Annotated in this window: 22 protein-coding genes; 10 read left to right on the top strand and 12 right to left on the bottom strand. The window is 67.1% G+C overall.

The annotated features are described in order from the left end of the window. Nucleotides 1-11: 11 nt before the first annotated feature. The 3 genes from ASF44_RS15120 to orn all read right to left on the bottom strand — a co-directional run bounded on the left by ASF44_RS15120 (nt 12) and on the right by orn (nt 4,146). A complete protein-coding gene (locus tag ASF44_RS15120; RefSeq protein ID WP_056900050.1) occupies nt 12-1,388 on the bottom strand; it encodes a TIGR03013 family XrtA/PEP-CTERM system glycosyltransferase in 1,377 nt (458 codons plus the stop codon). 277 nt (nt 1,389-1,665) lie between these two features. After that, a complete protein-coding gene (locus tag ASF44_RS15115; RefSeq protein WP_056900049.1) occupies nt 1,666-3,348 on the bottom strand; it encodes a DEAD/DEAH box helicase in 1,683 nt (560 codons plus the stop codon). A gap of 213 nt (nt 3,349-3,561) precedes the next feature. Further along, nucleotides 3,562-4,146: an oligoribonuclease gene (gene orn, locus ASF44_RS15110; protein ID WP_056900048.1), complete on the bottom strand. Its 585-nt coding sequence runs from the start codon at nt 4,144-4,146 to the stop codon at nt 3,562-3,564. A 36-nt stretch (nt 4,147-4,182) separates the two neighbouring features. Here orn and ASF44_RS15105 point away from each other — a divergent pair, with 36 nt between their 5' ends. The 6 genes from ASF44_RS15105 to fghA are packed head-to-tail and all read left to right on the top strand — an operon-like array spanning nt 4,183 to nt 9,016. Next, complete coding sequence (locus ASF44_RS15105; protein WP_200930606.1) at nt 4,183-5,478, top strand: M48 family metallopeptidase; 1,296 nt, start codon at nt 4,183-4,185, stop codon at nt 5,476-5,478. 10 nt (nt 5,479-5,488) lie between these two features. Continuing rightward, nucleotides 5,489-5,830, top strand: a complete 342-nt coding sequence (locus ASF44_RS15100) for a 4a-hydroxytetrahydrobiopterin dehydratase (RefSeq protein ID WP_056900047.1) — start codon at nt 5,489-5,491, stop codon at nt 5,828-5,830. After that, entirely contained in the window at nt 5,788-6,735 is a 948-nt protein-coding gene (rsgA, locus tag ASF44_RS15095; RefSeq protein WP_200930613.1) for a ribosome small subunit-dependent GTPase A, read from the top strand. Before ASF44_RS15100 ends, rsgA begins: the two co-directional genes overlap by 43 nt. Nucleotides 6,736-6,768: 33 nt before the next feature. Then, on the top strand, nt 6,769-7,044 hold the full coding sequence (gene frmR / locus ASF44_RS15090; RefSeq protein ID WP_056900045.1) for a formaldehyde-responsive transcriptional repressor FrmR: 276 nt from the start codon (nt 6,769-6,771) through the stop codon (nt 7,042-7,044). A 20-nt stretch (nt 7,045-7,064) separates the two neighbouring features. Beyond that, nucleotides 7,065-8,174: an S-(hydroxymethyl)glutathione dehydrogenase/class III alcohol dehydrogenase gene (locus tag ASF44_RS15085; protein ID WP_056900044.1), complete on the top strand. Its 1,110-nt coding sequence runs from the start codon at nt 7,065-7,067 to the stop codon at nt 8,172-8,174. Beyond that, nucleotides 8,174-9,016: an S-formylglutathione hydrolase gene (gene fghA, locus ASF44_RS15080; protein WP_056900043.1), complete on the top strand. Its 843-nt coding sequence runs from the start codon at nt 8,174-8,176 to the stop codon at nt 9,014-9,016. Before ASF44_RS15085 ends, fghA begins: the two co-directional genes overlap by 1 nt. A gap of 3 nt (nt 9,017-9,019) precedes the next feature. Here the strand turns inward: fghA and hisC are convergent, their stop codons facing one another. From hisC to rpsP, 7 genes are all read right to left on the bottom strand, one after another. Continuing rightward, a complete protein-coding gene (hisC, locus tag ASF44_RS15075; protein WP_056900042.1) occupies nt 9,020-10,093 on the bottom strand; it encodes a histidinol-phosphate transaminase in 1,074 nt (357 codons plus the stop codon). Continuing rightward, on the bottom strand, nt 10,090-11,079 hold the full coding sequence (locus ASF44_RS15070) for a CobD/CbiB family protein (RefSeq protein ID WP_056900041.1): 990 nt from the start codon (nt 11,077-11,079) through the stop codon (nt 10,090-10,092). Before ASF44_RS15070 ends, hisC begins: the two co-directional genes overlap by 4 nt. Nucleotides 11,080-11,113: 34 nt before the next feature. Continuing rightward, nucleotides 11,114-11,815, bottom strand: a complete 702-nt coding sequence (locus ASF44_RS15065; RefSeq protein ID WP_235579238.1) for a CoA pyrophosphatase — start codon at nt 11,813-11,815, stop codon at nt 11,114-11,116. Between the two features lie 95 nt (nt 11,816-11,910). Beyond that, nucleotides 11,911-12,297 (bottom strand): 50S ribosomal protein L19, encoded by a 387-nt coding sequence (gene rplS, locus ASF44_RS15060; RefSeq protein WP_056900040.1) that lies wholly within the window; start codon nt 12,295-12,297, stop codon nt 11,911-11,913. 125 nt (nt 12,298-12,422) lie between these two features. Further along, the gene (gene trmD / locus ASF44_RS15055; RefSeq protein WP_056900039.1) at nt 12,423-13,181 is read right to left on the bottom strand and encodes a tRNA (guanosine(37)-N1)-methyltransferase TrmD; all 759 of its coding nucleotides are present in this window, start codon (nt 13,179-13,181) and stop codon (nt 12,423-12,425) included. A gap of 19 nt (nt 13,182-13,200) precedes the next feature. Next, nucleotides 13,201-13,770, bottom strand: coding sequence for a ribosome maturation factor RimM (gene rimM / locus ASF44_RS15050; protein ID WP_056900299.1), 570 nt, complete (start codon nt 13,768-13,770; stop codon nt 13,201-13,203). A 16-nt stretch (nt 13,771-13,786) separates the two neighbouring features. Continuing rightward, nucleotides 13,787-14,059, bottom strand: coding sequence for a 30S ribosomal protein S16 (rpsP, locus tag ASF44_RS15045; RefSeq protein WP_056900038.1), 273 nt, complete (start codon nt 14,057-14,059; stop codon nt 13,787-13,789). A 159-nt stretch (nt 14,060-14,218) separates the two neighbouring features. Between rpsP and ASF44_RS15040 the strand changes: the two genes are divergently transcribed. Next, complete coding sequence (locus ASF44_RS15040) at nt 14,219-14,740, top strand: GNAT family N-acetyltransferase (protein ID WP_056900037.1); 522 nt, start codon at nt 14,219-14,221, stop codon at nt 14,738-14,740. A 5-nt stretch (nt 14,741-14,745) separates the two neighbouring features. After that, nucleotides 14,746-15,195, top strand: a complete 450-nt coding sequence (locus ASF44_RS15035) for a hypothetical protein (protein WP_056900036.1) — start codon at nt 14,746-14,748, stop codon at nt 15,193-15,195. A gap of 24 nt (nt 15,196-15,219) precedes the next feature. Here ASF44_RS15035 and ASF44_RS15030 read toward each other — a convergent pair whose 3' ends face one another. Beyond that, nucleotides 15,220-16,230, bottom strand: coding sequence for an inorganic phosphate transporter (locus tag ASF44_RS15030; protein ID WP_056900035.1), 1,011 nt, complete (start codon nt 16,228-16,230; stop codon nt 15,220-15,222). A gap of 15 nt (nt 16,231-16,245) precedes the next feature. Continuing rightward, nucleotides 16,246-16,893 carry a DUF47 domain-containing protein gene (locus tag ASF44_RS15025; protein WP_056900034.1) on the bottom strand — a complete coding sequence of 216 codons (648 nt, stop codon included), beginning with the start codon at nt 16,891-16,893 and terminating at the stop codon, nt 16,246-16,248. Nucleotides 16,894-17,057: 164 nt separating this feature from the next. Here ASF44_RS15025 and gmd point away from each other — a divergent pair, with 164 nt between their 5' ends. Beyond that, on the top strand, nt 17,058-18,173 hold the full coding sequence (gene gmd, locus ASF44_RS15020; RefSeq protein WP_056900033.1) for a GDP-mannose 4,6-dehydratase: 1,116 nt from the start codon (nt 17,058-17,060) through the stop codon (nt 18,171-18,173). Further along, nucleotides 18,170-19,123 carry a GDP-L-fucose synthase family protein gene (locus ASF44_RS15015; RefSeq protein ID WP_369820926.1) on the top strand — a complete coding sequence of 318 codons (954 nt, stop codon included), beginning with the start codon at nt 18,170-18,172 and terminating at the stop codon, nt 19,121-19,123. The genes gmd and ASF44_RS15015 overlap by 4 nt, the downstream gene beginning before the upstream one ends. Nucleotides 19,124-19,137 lie beyond the last annotated feature (14 nt).

The following is a 19,137-nucleotide window of genomic DNA, read 5'->3' as shown; positions in this document are numbered from 1 at the left end:
CGCCGGCATGCTCAGCGCGCGCCCTTGGCCATCAATACCACCCCGATGGTCTCGAACAGAATCACGAGATCCAGGAAGAGCGAGTGGTTCTTGACATAGTACAGGTCGTACTGCAGCTTTTCCGCCGAGTCTTCTACCGAAGCGCCGTAGTGGTAACGCACCTGCGCCCAGCCGGTCACGCCCGGCTTGACGCTCTGGCGCACCGCGTAGTAAGGAATCTCGCGGGTCAGCTGGTCCACGAAGAATGGCCGCTCTGGACGGGGCCCCACCAGACTCATGTCGCCATTCAACACGGAGAACAGTTGCGGCAATTCATCGATGCGCACCTTGCGGATGAAGCCCCCGACCCGGGTCACTCGGTTGTCCTTCGCAGCGGCGAACTGCGGCCCGTCCTTCTCGGCGTCGGTACGCATGCTGCGGAACTTGACGACGTTGAACAATCGGCCATTGAAACCCACGCGCTCCTGGCGGTAGAACACGGGGCCACGGCTCTCCAGCTTGATGACGAGCGCCGTGATCAGCATCATCGGCGCGGTGGCCGCAATCAACACCAGCGCACAGGCGATGTCGAATATGCGCTTGACGATCGTGCGCAGCCCGCCTTGGCTGAATCCGTCGCCGAAAACCAGCCAGCCCGCCGACACCGAATCGAGACGGATCTGACCCTTGGTCTTCTCGAAGTGCGTCGCCATGTCGACCACCCGCACACCATGCAGCTTGCAGTCCAGCAGTTCGCGCAAGGGCATGCTGCCGCCGCGGCGCTCGACCAGCGCCACGACGATTTCGTCGACTTCCAGCTCCAGGGCCGTATCGGTCAACGACTTGTTCTTGGAGAGGATGCCCCAGGCCGACACTTCGGCCTCGGACTCGTTCGGACTGGCGTAGTAACCCACCACGTCCACGTGCGGGTCGTCCTTCTTGAGCGCGCGGCCCACCAAAGCCGCCCGGGGACCGGTGCCGAACACCAGGACGCGGTGACGTAGCGCAGACTGCGCACCGGAATGCGCCGCATCGACGCGGTGCGCCAGCACCACCAACAAGCCGACCATCGCTGCCAAGGCCAGCGACTGCCGCCCCTCGATGCCCAACGGGACCGCCCCGAAGACCGCGTACGTCACGGGCACAGCCAGCAGCAGCGCCAGCGCCGCCCGCGCGCGCGACTGGTTCAAGGAACGGCCGTGCACACGCTGGTAGAAACCCATGCTGCCGTTGATGACCAGCATGCCGGTGGCCAGCAGGGCTGTGTATCCCAGCACCGGCACCATCGTCGGCCATTCGGCACGGCGCCAGACCAGTTCTGCGAACACCGCCGCTAGGATCAACAGGAAATCGAGAACCACCTGCAACACCGTGCGCCGGTGCAGGTAGTGATTGAACAACTTGATCATGCGCCGCAGCCCTCTGCCCAAGCGTCTGATGTAACCAGGGAACGCGCCCCTTTGATGTCGCTACGTCGAAGTCGAATCATCCGATGCCGTTTCCGGTGAAAGACAGAGCCCGCCAACCGCAACTGTACGTGCCAACAGATGCAAGGCGGCTCAGATCCAGCCGCGGGCGCCATGATCGCGCCCTATTTGGGCGGAATCTGCGCAAAAACCCACAAACCTCCGAACGATTGTAGGAGGCGGCCATGACATCAAGCGCGGCCGACCTCCTTCGCAACAACTAGCGCGAAGCTTTGTGCGGGCGCCTCTTGGCATCGAAAGGCACGAACACCTTGCCGCCGCCAGCTGGGCGCGCGCCGGCTGTACGAGCGCCGTCGCCACGTCCTGCAGGCTGCGCACGGCCACCAGGCGCAGGAGAGGGCCGCGCCTGGCTGCCGAATCCGCCGCGATCGCCGCCCTGCCAGGCGCCGAAGCCACCACGATCGCGCTCATGCTGACCGCCACGCGGTGCGCCAAAGCCACGGCCACGAGGCTCGGCACCGCTGCGGGGGCCGCCGCGGCCGAAAGCGGGCTTGCGGGGCTCGGGCGGGCGCTCACGCGGCTCCATGCCGGGAATCACCTCGGCCTTGAACGGCTGTCGCGTGAAGTGCTCGATGTCCTGGATACGGCGGCGATCACGGAACTCGGCGAAGGTCACGGCCAAGCCGTCACGGCCGGCGCGGCCGGTGCGGCCGATCCGGTGGGTGTAGTCCTCGGCCTTCATCGGCAGGCCGAAATTGAACACGTGCGTGATGGCCGGCACATCGATGCCGCGGGCCGCGACGTCGGTGGCCACCAGGATCTGCACTTGTCCCTGGCGCAGCGCCATGAGACGCCGGTTGCGCAGTCCCTGGCTCAGGGCACCGTGCAATGCCACAGCCGAGAAGCCTGCCTGTTGCAGGTCGTTGGCCAAACCGTCGCACTCAATCTGGGTGCTGGCAAAAACAATGGCCTGCTCGATGCTGGCATCGCGCAGCCAGTGGTCCAGCAGCGCGCGCTTGTGCTGCGCGTTGTCGGCCCAGAACAACACTTGACGGATGTTCTGGTGCTTTTCCTGCGGCGAATCGATCTGCACGCGCTTGGGTTCGCGCATCACGCGCATCGCCAGTTGCTGGATGCGCGGCGCAAAAGTGGCGCTGAACATCATCGTCTGCTGGCGCTGGGCGGTCAGGTCATTGATCGCGGCCAGATCATCTGCAAAGCCCAGGTCGAGCATGCGGTCGGCCTCGTCGACCACGAGGAAGCGCACCTTGTCGAGCTTGAGTTGCATCGAGCGCTGCAGGTCCAGCAGACGGCCCGGCGTCGCAACGACCAGATTGGCGTTCTGCAGCTTGGCGATCTGCAGCGCATAGGGCATGCCGCCCACCACGTTGGCAATACGCAGGCCGCGGCAATGCTTGACCAGTTCGATGGCGTCGTGCGCCACCTGTTGCGCCAGCTCGCGCGTGGGGCACAGCACCAACGCACCTGGCTCGGCCGCCTTGAAGTGGCGCGGGTTGGTCGGATCCTTGCGGCGCGGCTTCTTCGGCGCGGTTTCGCCGCGCGCAACGGCGTCGGCGGCCAAGCGCTCGCGTTCTGCACGCTCCGCCGCCTCGTCGGCCTCCTGCTGGCGGATCAATGTGTGCAGCACGGGCAGCAGGAAGGCCGCCGTCTTGCCGCTGCCGGTCTGGCTGGAGACCAGCAGATCGTTGAACGCGCCGGTGCTGCCCATGGCCATGGGCACGGCTTGCTGCTGCACGGCCGTGGGCTGGGTGAAGCCCAGGTCGGCGACTGCACGCAGCAGCGGCTCGGCCAGGCCCAAGGCGGCGAAAGCCGAAACATCCGCCGGCGTGGCATCGACGGAAGGGGACGAATCGCCCTCGACGAAAGCGGTGTCGTGGGCGGGCATGGGCAAAGCTGCCCGGTCTTCAAAAGAGTCGGTCATGGATTTCTCACACGTGCGATGCGCCGCGCTGCTCGGCGGTGCAAGGCTCGTCATCGGTGGAACAAACATCCACCTTCAAACGAAACAACGCCGAGCATGACGCTGGGCGCTGGCGGCTACTTCAGAGCCGGGAGTGTGAGGGGAGATGCACAAAAACGGTGTCGCCTTGAACTTTCAAGACTTCGCCGAAGCCCGCGATTATGGCATGCGTAGTCAATCCATGCGCAGGAAGTGTGTGCGGTAGTGGGCCAATTCGTCGATGGACTCATGCACGTCTGCCAACGCCGTGTGCTTCTGCGCCTTTTTGAAGCTGCTGTAGACCGCAGGCTTCCAACGCTTGGCCAGTTCCTTCAGCGTGCTCACGTCCAGGTTGCGGTAATGGAAGAACGCCTCCAGCTTGGGCATGTACTTGACCAGGAAGCGCCGGTCCTGCCCGATGCTATTGCCGCACATCGGAACCACGTTCTTGGGCACGTAGCGCGCAAGGAACGCCAACAACTCGGCCTCGGCCTGGGCTTCGTCGACGGTCGAGGCGCGCACCTTGTCGATCAGGCCGCTGCGGCCGTGCGTGCCCTTGTTCCAGGCGTCCATCTTGTCGAGTTGTTCATCGGACTGGTGGATCACGAGAACCGGCCCTTCCACACGGGGCTGCAAATCCGGGCCTGTCACCACCACGGCGATCTCGATCAGGCGCTCCACTTCCGGATCCAGGCCGGTCATCTCGCAGTCCAGCCAGACCAGATTCTTGTCGGATTTGCCCAGCAGTACGGGTGCAGGAGTGGTGTTCGTCGGGTCCATTCGGCCATTCTCGCCGATGGCCTACACTGCCCGGCTATGCCCCCCGACCTGTCCGCTGCGGACCTTTTCACCGCGGCATTCGCCGTGGCCCTCGTGCTCGGCCTGCTGGTCAAGTTCTGGCTGGCCAGCCGCCAGATCCGCCATGTGGCGCGACACCGCGATGCGGTACCCCCTGCATTCGCCGGCACCATCACGCCGGCAGCACACCGCAAGGCCGCCGACTACACCATCGCGAAGTCGCGCTTCGGCCTGCTGGAGATGGCCTTCGGCGTGGCCGTGCTGCTGGGCTGGACCTTGCTGGGCGGACTGAACCTCCTGAACGAACTCCTGCTGCGCGCCCTGGGCCCGGGCATGCCGCAGCAGCTTGCCTTGCTGGCCGTGTTCGCGTTGATCGGCGGCCTGCTCGAGTTGCCGTTTTCGCTGCACCAGACCTTCGGCATCGAGCAACGCTTCGGCTTCAACAAGATGACAGGCGGCCTGTGGCTGGCCGACCTGCTCAAGTCGGTGTCGATCGGCGCGCTGATCGGCTTGCCGATTGCGGCCCTGATCCTGTGGCTCATGGGTGCGACCGGCCAACTGTGGTGGCTGTGGGCCTGGGCCGCCTGGATGGGCTTCAACCTCGTGCTGCTGATGGTCTACCCGAGCTTCATCGCGCCGCTGTTCAACCAGTTCAAGCCACTGGAGGACGAGACCCTGAAGGCCAGCGTCACGGCCCTCATGCAACGCTGCGGCTTCGCCGCCAAGGGTTTGTACGTGATGGACGGCAGCCGCCGCAGCGCACACGGCAACGCTTATTTCACGGGTTTCGGCGCCGCCAAGTGCGTGGTTTTCTATGACACCCTGCTGGCCCGCCTGTCGCCGCGCCAGGTCGACGCCGTGCTGGCCCACGAGCTCGGCCACTTCAAGCACAAGCACATCGTGCAGCGCATCGTCGCGATGTTCGCGCTGAGCCTGGCCGGCTTCGCGCTGCTGGGTTGGCTGTCGGGCCAGACCTGGTTCTACACAGGCCTGGGCGTGCAGCCTCTCATGGCCCTGCTGCCCGATGGCCGCCCGGCCCCCAACGATGCGCTGGCGCTGCTGCTGTTCATGCTCGCCATGCCGGTGTTCAGCTTCTTCGTGGCCCCGCTGTCGGCCCAGCTTTCACGCCGCCACGAATTCCAGGCCGACGCGTTCGCCGTGGCCCAGACCAGCGGTGCCGACCTGTCCGGCGCCTTGCTCAAACTGTACGAAGACAACGCCAGCACGCTGACACCGGACCCGGTGTTCGTGAAGTTCTATTACTCCCACCCGCCAGCCTCGGAACGGCTGGCCCGCCTACAGCCCGCCATCTGAGGAGCACCGCATGAACACGCTGACCCAAAAGGACTGGGCCACCACACCGCGCCGCGCGCTCAAACCCACCGACATCGTGACGCGGCTGGCCCAGCTGCAGGGCTGGACCCTGCGCGGCGACGGGGCCGACGTCGCGATCGAGAAGACCTACCGCTTCGCGAACTACCACGAGACCATGGCCTTCGTGAACGCGGTCGCCTTCATCGCCCATGTGCAGGACCACCATCCCGAACTCGTGGTGCGCTACGACCATTGCGTGGTGGCCCTCAACACGCACGACGTGCACGGCATCTCCGAGACCGATCTGGACTGCGCCGCCCGCTTCGACGCACTGCTGCAAGGCGGCGCTTGAACACAGTCTCCAGCGGCCTCGTGGTCGCCGCGCATGGCCGCCACTGCCTGGTCGAGGCCGACGACGGCAGCAGGCGCATCTGCCATCCGCGCGGCAAGAGAAGCCAGGCCGTCGTGGGCGACCGGGTGCGCTGGTCGTCGCCGCCAACCGGCCAGGGCGAGGAAGGCAGCATCGAGGCCGTGGAACCGCGCCGCAACCTGCTGTACCGGCAGGACGAGATCCGCACCAAGTCCTTTGCAGCCAACATCGACCAGGTTCTGGTGCTGATCGCGGCCGAACCTGAGCCCTCGGAGCAGCAGCTGGCGCGCGTGCTGATCGCAGCCGAGGCCGCGCACATCGCCCCGCTGGTCGTGCTCAACAAGCGCGATCTTCCCGAACCCTTCGCGCGCGCCTGGCAGCGCCTGGCACCCTACCGCGCCATGGGCTACGGGGTGCACACCGCCAGCCTGCGCACCGAGGGGGCGGGCGAGCTGGCGCCGCTTCTGCACGGCAAGGCCACGCTGGTGCTGGGGCCCTCGGGCGCCGGCAAGAGCACGCTGATCAACCAGCTGGTGCCAGGTGCCGCCGTGCTGACACAGGAGATCTCGTACGCGCTCAAGTCGGGCAAGCACACCACCACCAGCACCACCTGGTATTGGACCGACGCCACGCGCAGCACGGCCGTGATCGACTCGCCCGGCTTCCAGGAGTTCGGCCTGCACCAGATCGCGCCGCGCCAGCTCGCCGCGCTGATGCCCGACATCGCCGCGCATGCGGACCAGTGCCGCTTCTACAACTGCACGCACCTGCACGAGCCTGGATGCGCCGTGCTGGCCGCCGTGGGCGAGGAAGGCGACATCGCTCCGCGCCGCCACGCGATCTACAGCGACCTGTTCGCCGAACTGAGCCAGCCGCCGCGCTACTAGCGCCAATACTCCCCTGGGGTATAGTGTAACGCCATGCCGCACTCCCCCGCCGAGAAGAAGAAGGCCTTGCTGCGCGTGCGCCGCATCCGCGGCCAGGCCGATGCGCTCGAGCGCGCGCTTGAAGCCGGCGCCGACTGCGGCCCCGTGCTACAGCAACTGGCCGCCATCCGCGGCGCCGTCAACGGGCTCATGGCGGAAGTGCTGGAATCGCACATCCGGGAAGAGTTCGGTGCGCCCGGTGAAGACGCAGACCGCCACGCACAGCGCGTTCAGGACATGACCGCGCTGGTGCGCACCTACCTCCGCTAACCCTTTCAGGAGCACCACCCATGAAATCCCGCGCCGCCGTCGCCTTCAAGGCCGGAGAACCGCTGCAGATCGTCGAGATCGATGTCGCCCCGCCCCAAAAGGGCGAGGTCCTGGTCAAGATCACCCACACCGGCGTCTGCCACACCGACGCCTTCACGCTGTCGGGCGACGACCCCGAGGGCCTGTTCCCGGCCGTGCTGGGCCACGAGGGTGCCGGCATCGTGGTCGACGTCGGCGAAGGCGTCACCAGCGTCAAGCCAGGTGACCACGTCATTCCGCTGTACACGGCCGAATGCGGCGAATGCCTGTTCTGCAAGAGCGGCAAGACCAACCTGTGCGTGTCGGTGCGCGCCACGCAGGGCAAGGGCGTGATGCCCGACGGCACCACGCGCTTCTCCTACGACGGCCAGCCCATCTACCACTACATGGGCTGCTCCACCTTCAGCGAGTACACGGTGGTCGCCGAGGTGTCGCTGGCCAGGATCAACCCCGACGCGAACCCCGAGCAGGTCTGCCTGCTGGGCTGCGGCGTGACCACCGGCCTGGGCGCCGTCTGGAACACGGCCAAGGTGCAGGAGGGCGACACGGTGGCCGTGTTCGGCCTGGGAGGCATCGGCCTGGCGGTGGTGCAAGGCGCGAAGAAGGCCAAGGCCGGCCGCATCATCGCGATCGACACCAACCCCTCCAAGTTCGACCTGGCCAGGACCTTCGGCGCCACCGACTGCGTGAATCCCAAGGACTTCGACAAGCCCGTCCAGCAGGTCATCGTCGAGATGACGGGCTGGGGCGTGGACCATTCCTTCGAGTGCATCGGCAACACCAATGTGATGCGAGCGGCACTGGAATGCGCGCACCGCGGCTGGGGCCAGTCCGTCATCATCGGCGTGGCCGGCGCGGGCCAGGAGATCTCCACGCGGCCGTTCCAGCTGGTCACGGGCCGCAAGTGGCTGGGCACGGCCTTCGGCGGCGTCAAGGGCCGCAGCCAGCTGCCGGGCATAGTCGAGGACGCGATGAAGGGCGACATCCAGCTCGCCCCGTTCGTCACGCACACCATGCCGCTCACGGACATCAACGAAGCCTTCGACCTCATGCACGAGGGCAAGTCGATCCGCTCGGTGGTGCACTACTGATGGAACGCGTCGAGAGCCACACCAGCTTCGGCGGCCGCCAGGAGGTCTGGAAACACGCCTCCAGCGCGCTCGGCTGCGAGATGAAGTTCGGCGTCTACCTTCCGCCGGCCGCCCTGCACGATCCGGGCGGCGAGAAGTGCCCCGTGCTGTACTGGCTCTCGGGCCTGACCTGCACCGAGCAGAACTTCATCAACAAGGCCGGCGCACAGGAGCATGCCGCGCGCCACAACCTGATCGTCATCGCGCCGGACACCAGCCCGCGCGGCGACGCGGTGGCCAACGACCCCGGCTACGACCTGGGCCAGGGCGCGGGCTTCTATGTCAACGCCATGCAGGCGCCCTGGTCCGCGCACTACCGCATGCAGGACTACGTGGCGGAAGAATTGCCGGCGCTGGTCGAACAGCACTTCCCGGCGACCGCCGCACGTGGCATCTCCGGCCACTCCATGGGCGGCCATGGCGCGCTGGTCACGGCCCTGCGCCATCCTGGCCGCTACAAGAGCGTGTCGGCGTTCTCGCCCATCGTCGCACCGACCCAGGTGCCCTGGGGCCAGAAGGCGCTCACGGCCTACCTCGGCGAGGACCGCGGCAGCTGGGCAGCCTGGGACGCAGTCGAGCTGGTCAAGGGTGCGGCCGAACGGCTGCCGCTGCTGGTCGACCAAGGCGATGCAGACGAATTCCTGGCAGCCCAGTTGCAACCCGAGCTGCTGCAGGCCGCCTGCACCGCCGCCGGCCACCCACTGACGCTGCGCCTGCAGCCGGGCTACGACCACAGCTACTACTTCATCGCGAGTTTCCTGGGCGATCACTTCGCCCACCATGCGCAGGCGTTGCGAGGCTGAAGCTCAGCCTTGCAGGCAGGCCGCCATGGCCTGCAGCAGCTGCTCGCACTGTGCGGGCGTGCCGACGCTGATGCGCAGGTATTGGTCGATGCGCGGCTGCGCGAAATGGCGCACCAGCACCTTGCGCGCCCGCAGGGCCGCGGCCAGCTGCGCGGCGTCGTGCGCGGGATGCCGCGCGAAAACGAAATTGGCCTGCGAGGGCAGCACCGCAAAGCCGAGGTCTTCCATCTGCAGCAACAAGCCCTCGCGGCAGTGCACCACAGCATCGCGCTGGCGCGCGAAGTACGCCTGGTCTTCGAAGGCCGCGGTGGCGCCGGCCTGCGCCAGACGGTCCAGCGGATAGGCGTTGAAACTGTTCTTCACCCGCGTGAGCGCTTCCACGAGCGGCGGCTGACCGATGGCCCAGCCCACGCGCAGCCCGGCCAGCGCACGCGACTTGGACAGCGTCTGCACCACCAGCACGTTCGGGTGCCGCGCCACCAGCGCCGTGGCCGAATCGGCACCGAAATCCACGTAGGCCTCGTCGACCAGCAGCACGCGCTGCGGATGGACCTGCGCCAGCCGCTCCAGTGCATCGAGCGGCAGCGCGATGCCGGTGGGCGCATTCGGATTGGCGATGACCATGCCAGCGACGGCCTCGCCGCGCGTGGCCTCGAAGGCGGCGAGGTCCACACGCAGCCCGTCGTCCAGCGGCACCCGGCGCACCGCCACGTCGAGCCAACGGCAGACGGACTGGTAGAAGCTGTAGCTCACGTCGGGCAACAGCAGCGGCAGATCGCCATGGAGGAAGAAGGCGTCGAAGGCCAAGGCCAGCACCTCGTCCGAGCCATTGCCCACGAACACGTGATCGGCTGCCACGCCATGGTGGCGGCCGATCGCGCCACGCAGCACGCGGGATTCCGGGTCCGGGTAGAGCTGCAGGCCTGCACGTGCCGCACCCTCGATCGCGGCCAGCACGCGTGGCGATGGCGGGTAGGGGTTCTCGTTGGTGTTGAGCTTGACCAAGCCTTCGATGGCGGGCTGCTCTCCGGGCGTGTAGGGCGCCAGCGCGGCCAGGTGCGGACTCGTGAAGCTCATCCCAGGAGGCGCGCCAGGGTCAGCAGGGCCAGCAGGCCCAGCACCAGGACAACGGTGCGCCAGACCAGTCCGACCACGCTGCGCAGGTGCGCAAGCTCGGGCTCGCGGCCCGGCGTGGACGCCGAGTCCTGCGGCGGCTGCAGGCCCGCCTCGAAGGGCTGCAGGGCGCCGGCCGCGGGCTTGGCCTTGAGCGCCTCGCCGCCCAGGCGGACGTTCACGGCGCCCGAGGTGGCCGCCAGGATCACGCCGTCGTTGTCATTGGGGAACTGCTGGGCATGGTGGCGCCAGCTGTCGATGGCATCCTCGAAACTGCCGACGATGGCAAAGCCCAGCGCCGTGGCGCGCGCCGGCAGCCAGTCGACCACGGTCCAGGCGCCACCGGCCACCTGCTGCAAAGCGGCGCTGGCCGGCTGGCCCTGGGGGTTGCTGCGGTAGCGCCAATAGCGCGAAACGAACTCCGCGAGCCGGTAGAACACGGCGCCGGCCGGCCCCAGGCCGAGCGCCGCCAGCACCGCGAACCAGGTCAGCACGCCGAACACGTGGCGGTGCGCGGCCAACACCGAATACTCGATCACATGGCGGACGATCTCGCGGCGCGGCAGCTCGCTCGCATCCACGCGCTGCCAGGCGGCCAGGTGCTCACGCGCCTGCAGTTCGTCGCCGGCATCGAGCGCGTTGCGGATCTCGGTGAAGTGGTGGCTGAACTGTCGAAAGCCCAGCGTGCCGTACAGGACCACCACGTTCCACAGCACAGCCGCGGGCCAGCCGATCCAGTGGGCCAGCATCCAGTACAGGGCCAGCGCCACCAGCGTGGGCAGCAGGACCGCAAGGGCCCAGCTGGTCCAGCCGTGCAGGGATTTCCCCGCGTCGAAGTTGTCGCTGCTCCAGCGCACCCAGGCACGCAACCAGCCGTGGATGGCGTTGTCACGGGCCAGCGGCCGCACCTGCTCGAGCAGCAGCGCACAGAAGATGGCGAAGAAGCTCATGGGGCGGCCATCATAGGCGACGGGAACGGCGCTTTCAGGCCGACAGGAAGCGGTACAGGTTGCGCAGCATGCCAGCCGTCGCACCCCAGACGAAACGCTCGGCAGCACCGTCCTGGAACGGCATCGAGAACCACTCGCGCCGCACCCCTTGCCATTCCAGCATGTGGCGGTGGTGGTTGGCCGGGTCCATCAGGAACGCCAGCGGCACCTCGAAGGCATCGGCCACCTCGCCGGCGTTCAGCGTCAACGCAAAGCCAGGCCGCACCAGGGCCACAACAGGCGTCACGACGAAGGCCGTGCCCGTCACATAGTTGGAAAGCGCGCCGATGATCTCGACATGGGACGGGTCCAGCCCCACCTCTTCATCGGCCTCACGCAGCGCAGCGGCGTTGGCATCGGCATCGGCGGCATCGATGCGCCCCCCCGGAAAGGCGATCTGCCCTGAATGGTTGGCCAGCTGCAGCGAGCGCTCGGTCAGCAGCAGCGTCGGCCCGGCTTCGCGCTGCACCACCGGCACCAGCACCGCAGCGCGGGCCGGCGCGCGGTCGGTGAAGCGCGGCTCGGCCCGCACCTCGGGCTCCCACACCGGCGGCTCGCGGAATCGCTGGCGCAGGGCCTCGGCCGTCAGGCGCGCCAGGGGCACTGCGGGCAGGTGTGCATCGGTTCCCAGCGAAGGCGCATGGCGCGGATCGAAATTCGGGATCTTGGACAGCGGCGTCAGCGGCAGATCGGACACAGGCACTCGTAGGGGAAGAAAACGGGAACCGGAAAGCAAAAAGCCGCCACGCGCAAAAGCAGGTGGCGGCTCGACGGACCGGAAGGCCGGCCGGATTACTGGGCTGCAGCAGCGACCTTGGGGGCCTTGGCAACCAGCTTTTCCTTGATGCGGGCCGACTTGCCGCTGCGCTCGCGCAGGTAGTACAGCTTGGCACGGCGCACGTCGCCACGGCGCTTGACTTCGATGCCGGCGATCAGCGGGCTGTAGGTCTGGAACGTGCGTTCCACGCCTTCGCCGCTGGAGATCTTGCGCACGGTGAAGCCGCTGTTCAGGCCGCGGTTGCGCTTGGCGATGACCACGCCTTCGTAGGCCTGCACGCGCTTGCGCGTGCCTTCGACCACGTTCACGCTGACGATCACGGTGTCGCCAGGTGCAAATTCGGGGATGGTCTTGCCCAGGCGGGCGATTTCTTCCTGCTCGAGGATCTGGATGAGGTTCATGGTTCTTCCACTGGATCGTGCTCACGCTCGGGTGTCGCGCAGCAGGGCAAAAAGGCCGGTTGCCGGGACGGGGCCAGACGCGACATTGCGAAAGGCAGCGGACAGAGGATCCGAAAAGCCGGCGATTATAGCCCGCCAGTTGCCTTTTGCGCCAGCGCTGCCTCGTCCGCGGCAGTCAAGCGCCCGGCCGCACGCGCGGCGGCCAGCAGATCGGGCCGGCGCTCTGCAGTCAGGCGCAGCTGCACGTCACGGCGCCAACGCGCGATACGGCCATGGTGGCCCGACAACAGCACCTCGGGCACCGGCGCGCCGCGCCATTGCTCGGGCCGGGTGTAGTGCGGGCAGTCCAGCAACCCGTCCAGGGCCGGATGGAAGCTGTCGAACTGGTGGCTCTCGGCATCGTTGAGCACGCCGGGCTGCAGCCGCGCCACCGCGTCCAGGAGCGCCAGCGCGGCGATCTCGCCACCCGACAGCACGAAGTCGCCCAGGCTGATGCTGTGCGTCACATAGCGGTCGACCAGGCGCTGGTCGATGCCTTCGTAGCGGCCGCAGAGCAGCACGGCGCCCTCGCCTTCGGCCCAGTTGGCCACGGCCGCATGGTTGAGCGGCGCGCCCACCGGCGCGAACAGCACGACGGGCGTGCCGGCACCGCGCTCGGCCAGGATCGCATCAAGACAGCGTGCGAGCGGCTCGGCCAGCATGACCATGCCCGGACCGCCGCCGAAGGCCTTGTCGTCCACACGCTTGTAGTTGCCCTCGGCCTGGTCGCGCGGATTCCACAAGCGCACGTCGACCTGGCCCGAGGCGAACGCGCGCCGCGTGACGCCGCTGGCCAGGAACGGTGCGAACAGTTCGGGAAACAGCGTGACGACGTCGAAGCGCACGGCCTGACCAGCCCTTCGTTCAGTAGTCTGGCTGCCAGTCCACCGTGATGCAGCGGCCGGGCAGATCGACCTTGTCGACGTAGGCCGAGACAAAGGGAACCATGCGCTCGACGGACTTGCCGCCCTCGGCGCCCGGCTGCTCCATGACCAGCACGGTCTGCGGCCCGGTGGACAGCAACTCGCGCACCTGACCCAGGGCCACGCCCTCGCGGTTGACCACGTCGAGGCCGATCAGGTCGACCCAGTAGTACTCGTCCGTCGCGGCACTTGGGAAGCTGGAACGCGACACGAAGATGCGTGCGCCCTTGAGCGCATCGGCCGCATCCTTGTCCTCGATGTCCTGCACCTGCGCGACGACACCGCCGGAATGCTCGCGTGCCTCGCGCACACGCAGCAGCAGCGTTCCATCGAAGGCCTTGGGGCCGCGGTCGGACGCCTGCAGATACCAGCGTTTGGAAGAAAAAAGCGCCTCGGGCTGGGCGCTATGGGGTTGGAGCTTGAGCCAACCCTTGACACCCCAGGCACCGGCGATGCGGGCCACTTCGACCGCATCGTCCGGCAGGGGCGCCGGATCGAGTGCCTGCAGCATCGGCAGGCCTGCCAACTCAGGCAGCCGCTGCGGGCGCAGCAGCCGGTGCGGCGGCGGCCTGGGCCACCAGGCGCTCGACCGTGGGCGAAGCCTGGGCGCCGACGCTGCGCCAGTAGCTCAGGCGGTCCTGGGCGATGCGGATGCTCTCTTCGTTGGCCTTGGCGGTCGGGTTGTAGAAACCGATGCGCTCGATGAAGCGGCCGTCACGGCGAACGCGCTTGTCGGCAACGACGATGTTGAAAAAGGGACGGGCCTTAGCACCGCCGCGGGAAAGCCGGATGACAACCATGATTTATCCTCAAGGGGTCGGCCTGCCAGCTAGATAGCACCGGTAAGGCCAGATTCGTTTCTCTGTTTCAGCGCTGAGACACGCGCTTGAGGCCACCCGGCCAGCGACACGCTGAAAAGCCCGCGATTATAGCCTGCACCTGCTGCTTTTCCTTTTCACATGCCAAGCATCCGCCCCAGCACCGACACCGACGTCGCGGCCATCGCCGCGATCTACACCCACCACGTGCTGCATGGCACCGGCACTTTCGAGATCGATCCGCCATCGGCAGAGGACATGGCAGCGCGCCGTGCCGACGTGCTGGCCAAGGGACTGCCCTATCTCGTGGCCGAGGAAGACGGCCGCGTGCTGGGCTTTGCCTATTGCAACTGGTTCAAGCCGCGCCCGGCCTACCGCTTCTCGGCAGAGGACTCGATCTACCTGGCACCCGAAGCGGCAGGCCGCGGCGTGGGCCGCCAATTGCTGACCGCCCTGGCCGAAGAGGCGCAGGCGCGCGGCGTGCGCAAGCTGATTGCCGTGATCGGCGACTCTGCCAACGCCGGCTCCGTCGGCGTGCACCGCGCGCTCGGCTTCGCGCACGTCGGCGTGATCCGCTCGTGCGGCTGGAAGTTCGAGCGCTGGCTCGACATCGTGCTCATGGAAAAGGCCCTGGGCCCTGGCGACAGCCAGCCACCGGCCTGAAGACGATGCAGAAGAACAAGACCCTTGCCACCTGGCTGGCCTTGCTGGGCGGCCCGCTCGGCCTGCACCGTTTCTACTTGCGCGGCCTGGGCGACCTGTGGGGCTGGCTCTACCCGCTGCCCACGGCGCTGGGCCTGTACGGCATCGAGCGCGTGCAGCAACTCGGCCAGGACGACCACCTGAGCTGGGTGCTGATTCCGCTGCTGGGCGTGTCGATCGCGGCCAGTGCGCTGACTGCCATCGTCTACGGCCTGCGTTCCCCCGGAAAGTGGAACGCCGCCTTCAATGCAGCATCGGCGCCTGAAGCGCCGGCCGGCAGCACCAACTGGTTCACCGTGATCGGCATCGCCGCCGCGTTGCTGCTGGGCACGGCCGTCCTGATGGCCAGCCTAGCCTTCAGCTTCCAGCGCTACTTCGAGTACCAGATCGAAGAGGCCCGCAAGATCTCGCAATGAGGACCGGATGGAGGCCGCAAGGGGTCAGAACACCCGGAAGCTGACCCAGTAGCCGATCGCCGCCACGAAGGCGCTGGCCGGGATCGTGAAGATCCAGGCCCAGACGATGTTGCCCGCCACGCCCCAGCGCACTGCGCTGGCGCGCCGTGTGGAGCCCACGCCGACGATGGCGCCCGTGATGGTGTGCGTGGTCGACACCGGAATGCCCATCACCGTGGCCATGAACAGCGTCAGCGCCCCGCCCGTCTCCGCGCAGAAGCCGCCCACGGGCTTGAGCTTGGTGATCTTCTGGCCCATGGTCTTGACGATGCGCCAGCCGCCAAACATGGTGCCGGCGGCAATGGCCACGTAGCAGCTGATGATGGTCCAGGTCGGCGGCGCGGCGTCATTGGCCGAGGCGTAGCCCGTGGCGATCAGGAGCAGCCAGATGATGCCGATGGTCTTCTGCGCATCGTTGCCGCCGTGTCCCAGGCTGTAGGCGCCGGCAGACACCAGCTGCAGCCGGCGAAACCAGCGGTCCACGCGCGAGGGCGTGGCGCGCCGGAAGATCCAGGCCACGATCACCAGCATGAGCGAGCCCAGCACATAGCCCAGCACAGGCGACACGAAGATGAATGCCACCGTCTTGGCGATGCCGCTGCCCACCAGCCCGGAGGTTCCGGTCTTGGCCATCACGGCGCCCACGATGCCGCCGATCAAGGCATGCGAGGAGCTGCTCGGAATGCCGTAGTACCAGGTGATGAGGTTCCACGAGATGGCGCCGATCAGCGCGCCGAACACCACGTGCACGTCCACCACGCCCGGCTCGGCGATGCCCTTGCCCACCGTGGCCGCCACGCTCAGGTGGAACACGAAGATGGCGACGAAGTTGAAGAAGGCCGCGAACACCACGGCCTGGCCCGGCTTGAGCACGCCGGTGGACACCACGGTGGCGATGGAGTTCGCCGCGTCGTGGAAGCCGTTCATGAAGTCGAACACCAGGGCCAGGGTGACCAGCAGCACCACCACCCACAGGGCCACCTGCACAGAAGCCATCGCGCGCCGCCCGGATCAGGAGTTCTCGAGGACGATGCCCTCGATGAGGTTGGCCACGTCCTCGCACTTGTCGGTGACCGTCTCCAGCAGCTCGTAGATGGCCTTGAGCTTGATCAGCTCGCGCACGTCGGGCTCCTCGCGGAACAGCTTGCTGAGCGCGGCGCGCATGACGCGGTCGGCGTCGGATTCGAGCTTGTCGATCTCTTCGCAGGTCTTCAGCGCCGCTTCGGCCGTGGCCGGCTCGGCGATGTTGGACAGCAGCTTGACGGCATCGTGCACGCGCTCGCAGCACTTCACGCACAGCTCGGTCAGGCGGCGGATCTCGTCCGTCATGCTGCGCACGTCGTACAGCGCCATGGTCTCGGCGGCGTCCTGCAGCAGGTCGGCCACGTCGTCCATGCAATTGATCAACGAGTGGATCTGCTCGCGGTCGATCGGCGTGATGAAGGTCTTGTGCAGCGTGCGGTTGACCTCCTGCGTGACGCGGTCGGCGGCGCGTTCGGCGTTGTCCACGTCGCGGTTGTATTGCTCACGCAGATGCGCATCGTGGTAGTTGGCCACCAGCTGCGAAAAGGCGCGCGCAGCCTCCACGATGCGGTCGGCATGCTGGTTGAACATCTCGAAAAAGTTGCCATCGCGTGGCATCAGCTTGCCGAACAGCATGCGCAGGTCCTGGGGGATGTGTCAAAAATATGACGGATCGGTGAAACAGGGCGCAGTGTAACTGCGCGTTCCAGCGCGTCGGCCTGCACTGCGATACTTCCGTCCACGCGCGGCGGCCCGCCCGCTGCTTTGCTCCAATCCCGCGGACTTCCTTGACGACACCCATGAAAAAAGTCGCCCTGATCACCGGCATCACTGGCCAGGACGGCGCCTACCTCGCCGAATTCCTGTTGCACAAGGGCTACGAAGTGCACGGCATCAAGCGGCGCGCCTCGCTGTTCAACACCGACCGGATCGACCACCTGTACCAGGACCCGCACGTGGAGCACCGCGACATGGTGCTGCACTACGGCGACCTCACGGACAGCACCAACCTGATCCGCATCATCCAGCAGGTGCAGCCCGACGAGATCTACAACCTGGCCGCCATGAGCCACGTGGCCGTGAGCTTCGAGATGCCTGAATACACCGCCAACGCCGACGGCATCGGCACGTTGCGGCTGCTCGAAGCCATCCGCATCCTGGGGCTGGAGAAGAAGACGCGCTTCTACCAGGCCTCCACGAGCGAGCTGTACGGCCTGGTGCAGGAGACGCCGCAGAAGGAGACCACCCCCTTCTACCCGCGCAGCCCCTACGCCGTGGCCAAGATGTACGCCTTCTGGATCACGGTGAACTACCGCGAGGCCTACGGCATGTACGCCTGCAACGGCATCCTGTTCAACCACGAGAGCCCGCTGCGCGGGGAGACCTTCGTCACGCGCAAGATCACGCGCGCCACGGCGCGCATCGCGCTGGGGCTGCAGGACTGCCTGTACCTGGGCAACCTGGATTCGCTGCGCGACTGGGGCCACGCGCGCGACTATGTCGAGATGCAGTGGCTCATGCTGCAGCAGGAGCAGCCGGAAGACTTCGTCATCGCCACCGGCGTGCAGTACAGCGTGCGCCAGTTTGTGGAATTCGCAGCTGGCGAACTCGGCATCTCCCTGCGCTGGGAGGGTTCGGGCGTGGACGAACGCGGCATCGTGGCTGCCGTGCAGGGCAAGCAGGCCAAGTGCAAGGCGGGCGATGTGGTCGTGAAGGTCGATCCGCGCTACTTCCGGCCGACCGAGGTCGACACGCTGCTCGGCGATCCGACCAAGGCCCGGCAGAAACTTGGGTGGACCCCCAGGACCACGCTGAAGGAACTCGTGGCAGAGATGGTCCAGGCGGACTACACCTCTGCCAAGCGCGATGCGCTGGTGCGCCTCGCCGGCTTCACGGCTTACGACCACCACGAATGAGCGCGCGCACTGCTCCGATGGCCCGCGACGCCACCATCCTGGTGGCCGGCGCCAGGGGCATGGTGGGCTCGGCCATCGTGCGCCGCCTGCAGACCGGCGGCTACAGCCGGGTACTGGCGCCGGCGCGTGCCGAGCTGGATCTGCAGGACCAGTCCGCCGTGCACGCCTACCTCGCGGAACACCGGCCCGACTATCTGTTCATCGCTGCCGCGAAGGTGGGCGGCATCCAGGCCAACAACACCTACCGCGCCGAGTTCCTCTACCAGAACCTCTGCATCCAGAACAACCTGATCCACGGGGCCCACCTGGCCGGGGTGCAGCGGCTGATGTTCCTGGGCTCCAGCTGCATCTATCCCAAGCTGGCACCGCAGCCGATCCGGGAAGACCACCTGCTGACGGGCTTGCTGGAGCCGACCAACGAACCCTATGCCATCGCCAAGATTGCCGGCATCAAGATGTGCGAGGCCTACAACGCCCAGTACGGGCGCCAGTACACCAGCGCCATGCCGACCAACCTGTATGGCCCCAACGACAACTACGACCTGGCCAACAGCCATGTGCTGCCGGCGCTGATCCGCAAGGCCCACGAGGCCAAGCTGCGCGGCGATGCGGAGTACGTGGTCTGGGGCACGGGCGCGCCGCTGCGCGAGTTCCTCTACGTGGACGACCTGGCCGATGCCTGCGTGTTCTTGATGGAACGCGGCTTCGATGGACCCTTGATCAACGTGGGCGCCGGTGCCGATGTCAGCATCGCCACGCTGGCCGGACTGGTCATGCGGGCAGTGGGTTTCACAGGTCGCATCGTCTACGACCGCAGCAAGCCGGACGGCACGCCGCGCAAGCTGATGGACTCGAGCCAGCTCAACGCCATGGGGTGGCAGCCGCGCATCGGCCTGGAGGAAGGCATCTCGCGTGCGTACCAGGACTTTCTGGCACGGGCTGCAGCCTAGACCGAGGGTTCGCG

Origin of the sequence: Pseudorhodoferax sp. Leaf274 (assembly GCF_001422445.1) — a bacterium.
In the GTDB taxonomy this organism is placed as follows: Bacteria; Pseudomonadota; Gammaproteobacteria; order Burkholderiales; family Burkholderiaceae_C; genus Pseudorhodoferax.
The sequence above is the reverse complement of the archived record's forward strand: the minus strand, read 5'-3'. Positions and strand labels throughout refer to the sequence as shown.

Excerpts from the sequence above, each read along its gene's own strand:
- ASF44_RS15105 (WP_200930606.1), top strand. The coding sequence starts at position 4,183 with ATGCCCCCCGACCTGTCCGCTGCGGACCTTTTCACCGCGGCATTCGCC.
- gmd (WP_056900033.1), top strand. The coding sequence starts at position 17,058 with ATGAAAAAAGTCGCCCTGATCACCGGCATCACTGGCCAGGACGGCGCC.
- ASF44_RS15025 (WP_056900034.1), bottom strand. The coding sequence starts at position 16,893 with ATGCTGTTCGGCAAGCTGATGCCACGCGATGGCAACTTTTTCGAGATG.
- rplS (WP_056900040.1), bottom strand. The coding sequence starts at position 12,297 with ATGAACCTCATCCAGATCCTCGAGCAGGAAGAAATCGCCCGCCTGGGC.
- hisC (WP_056900042.1), bottom strand. The coding sequence starts at position 10,093 with ATGAGCTTCACGAGTCCGCACCTGGCCGCGCTGGCGCCCTACACGCCC.
- frmR (WP_056900045.1), top strand. The coding sequence starts at position 6,769 with ATGCCGCACTCCCCCGCCGAGAAGAAGAAGGCCTTGCTGCGCGTGCGC.
- ASF44_RS15030 (WP_056900035.1), bottom strand. The coding sequence starts at position 16,230 with ATGGCTTCTGTGCAGGTGGCCCTGTGGGTGGTGGTGCTGCTGGTCACC.
- fghA (WP_056900043.1), top strand. The coding sequence starts at position 8,174 with ATGGAACGCGTCGAGAGCCACACCAGCTTCGGCGGCCGCCAGGAGGTC.
- ASF44_RS15070 (WP_056900041.1), bottom strand. The coding sequence starts at position 11,079 with ATGAGCTTCTTCGCCATCTTCTGTGCGCTGCTGCTCGAGCAGGTGCGG.
- ASF44_RS15085 (WP_056900044.1), top strand. The coding sequence starts at position 7,065 with ATGAAATCCCGCGCCGCCGTCGCCTTCAAGGCCGGAGAACCGCTGCAG.
- ASF44_RS15015 (WP_369820926.1), top strand. The coding sequence starts at position 18,170 with ATGAGCGCGCGCACTGCTCCGATGGCCCGCGACGCCACCATCCTGGTG.
- ASF44_RS15100 (WP_056900047.1), top strand. The coding sequence starts at position 5,489 with ATGAACACGCTGACCCAAAAGGACTGGGCCACCACACCGCGCCGCGCG.
- ASF44_RS15035 (WP_056900036.1), top strand. The coding sequence starts at position 14,746 with ATGCAGAAGAACAAGACCCTTGCCACCTGGCTGGCCTTGCTGGGCGGC.
- ASF44_RS15115 (WP_056900049.1), bottom strand. The coding sequence starts at position 3,348 with ATGACCGACTCTTTTGAAGACCGGGCAGCTTTGCCCATGCCCGCCCAC.
- rpsP (WP_056900038.1), bottom strand. The coding sequence starts at position 14,059 with ATGGTTGTCATCCGGCTTTCCCGCGGCGGTGCTAAGGCCCGTCCCTTT.
- orn (WP_056900048.1), bottom strand. The coding sequence starts at position 4,146 with ATGGACCCGACGAACACCACTCCTGCACCCGTACTGCTGGGCAAATCC.
- ASF44_RS15040 (WP_056900037.1), top strand. The coding sequence starts at position 14,219 with ATGCCAAGCATCCGCCCCAGCACCGACACCGACGTCGCGGCCATCGCC.
- rimM (WP_056900299.1), bottom strand. The coding sequence starts at position 13,770 with ATGCTGCAGGCACTCGATCCGGCGCCCCTGCCGGACGATGCGGTCGAA.
- ASF44_RS15120 (WP_056900050.1), bottom strand. The coding sequence starts at position 1,388 with ATGATCAAGTTGTTCAATCACTACCTGCACCGGCGCACGGTGTTGCAG.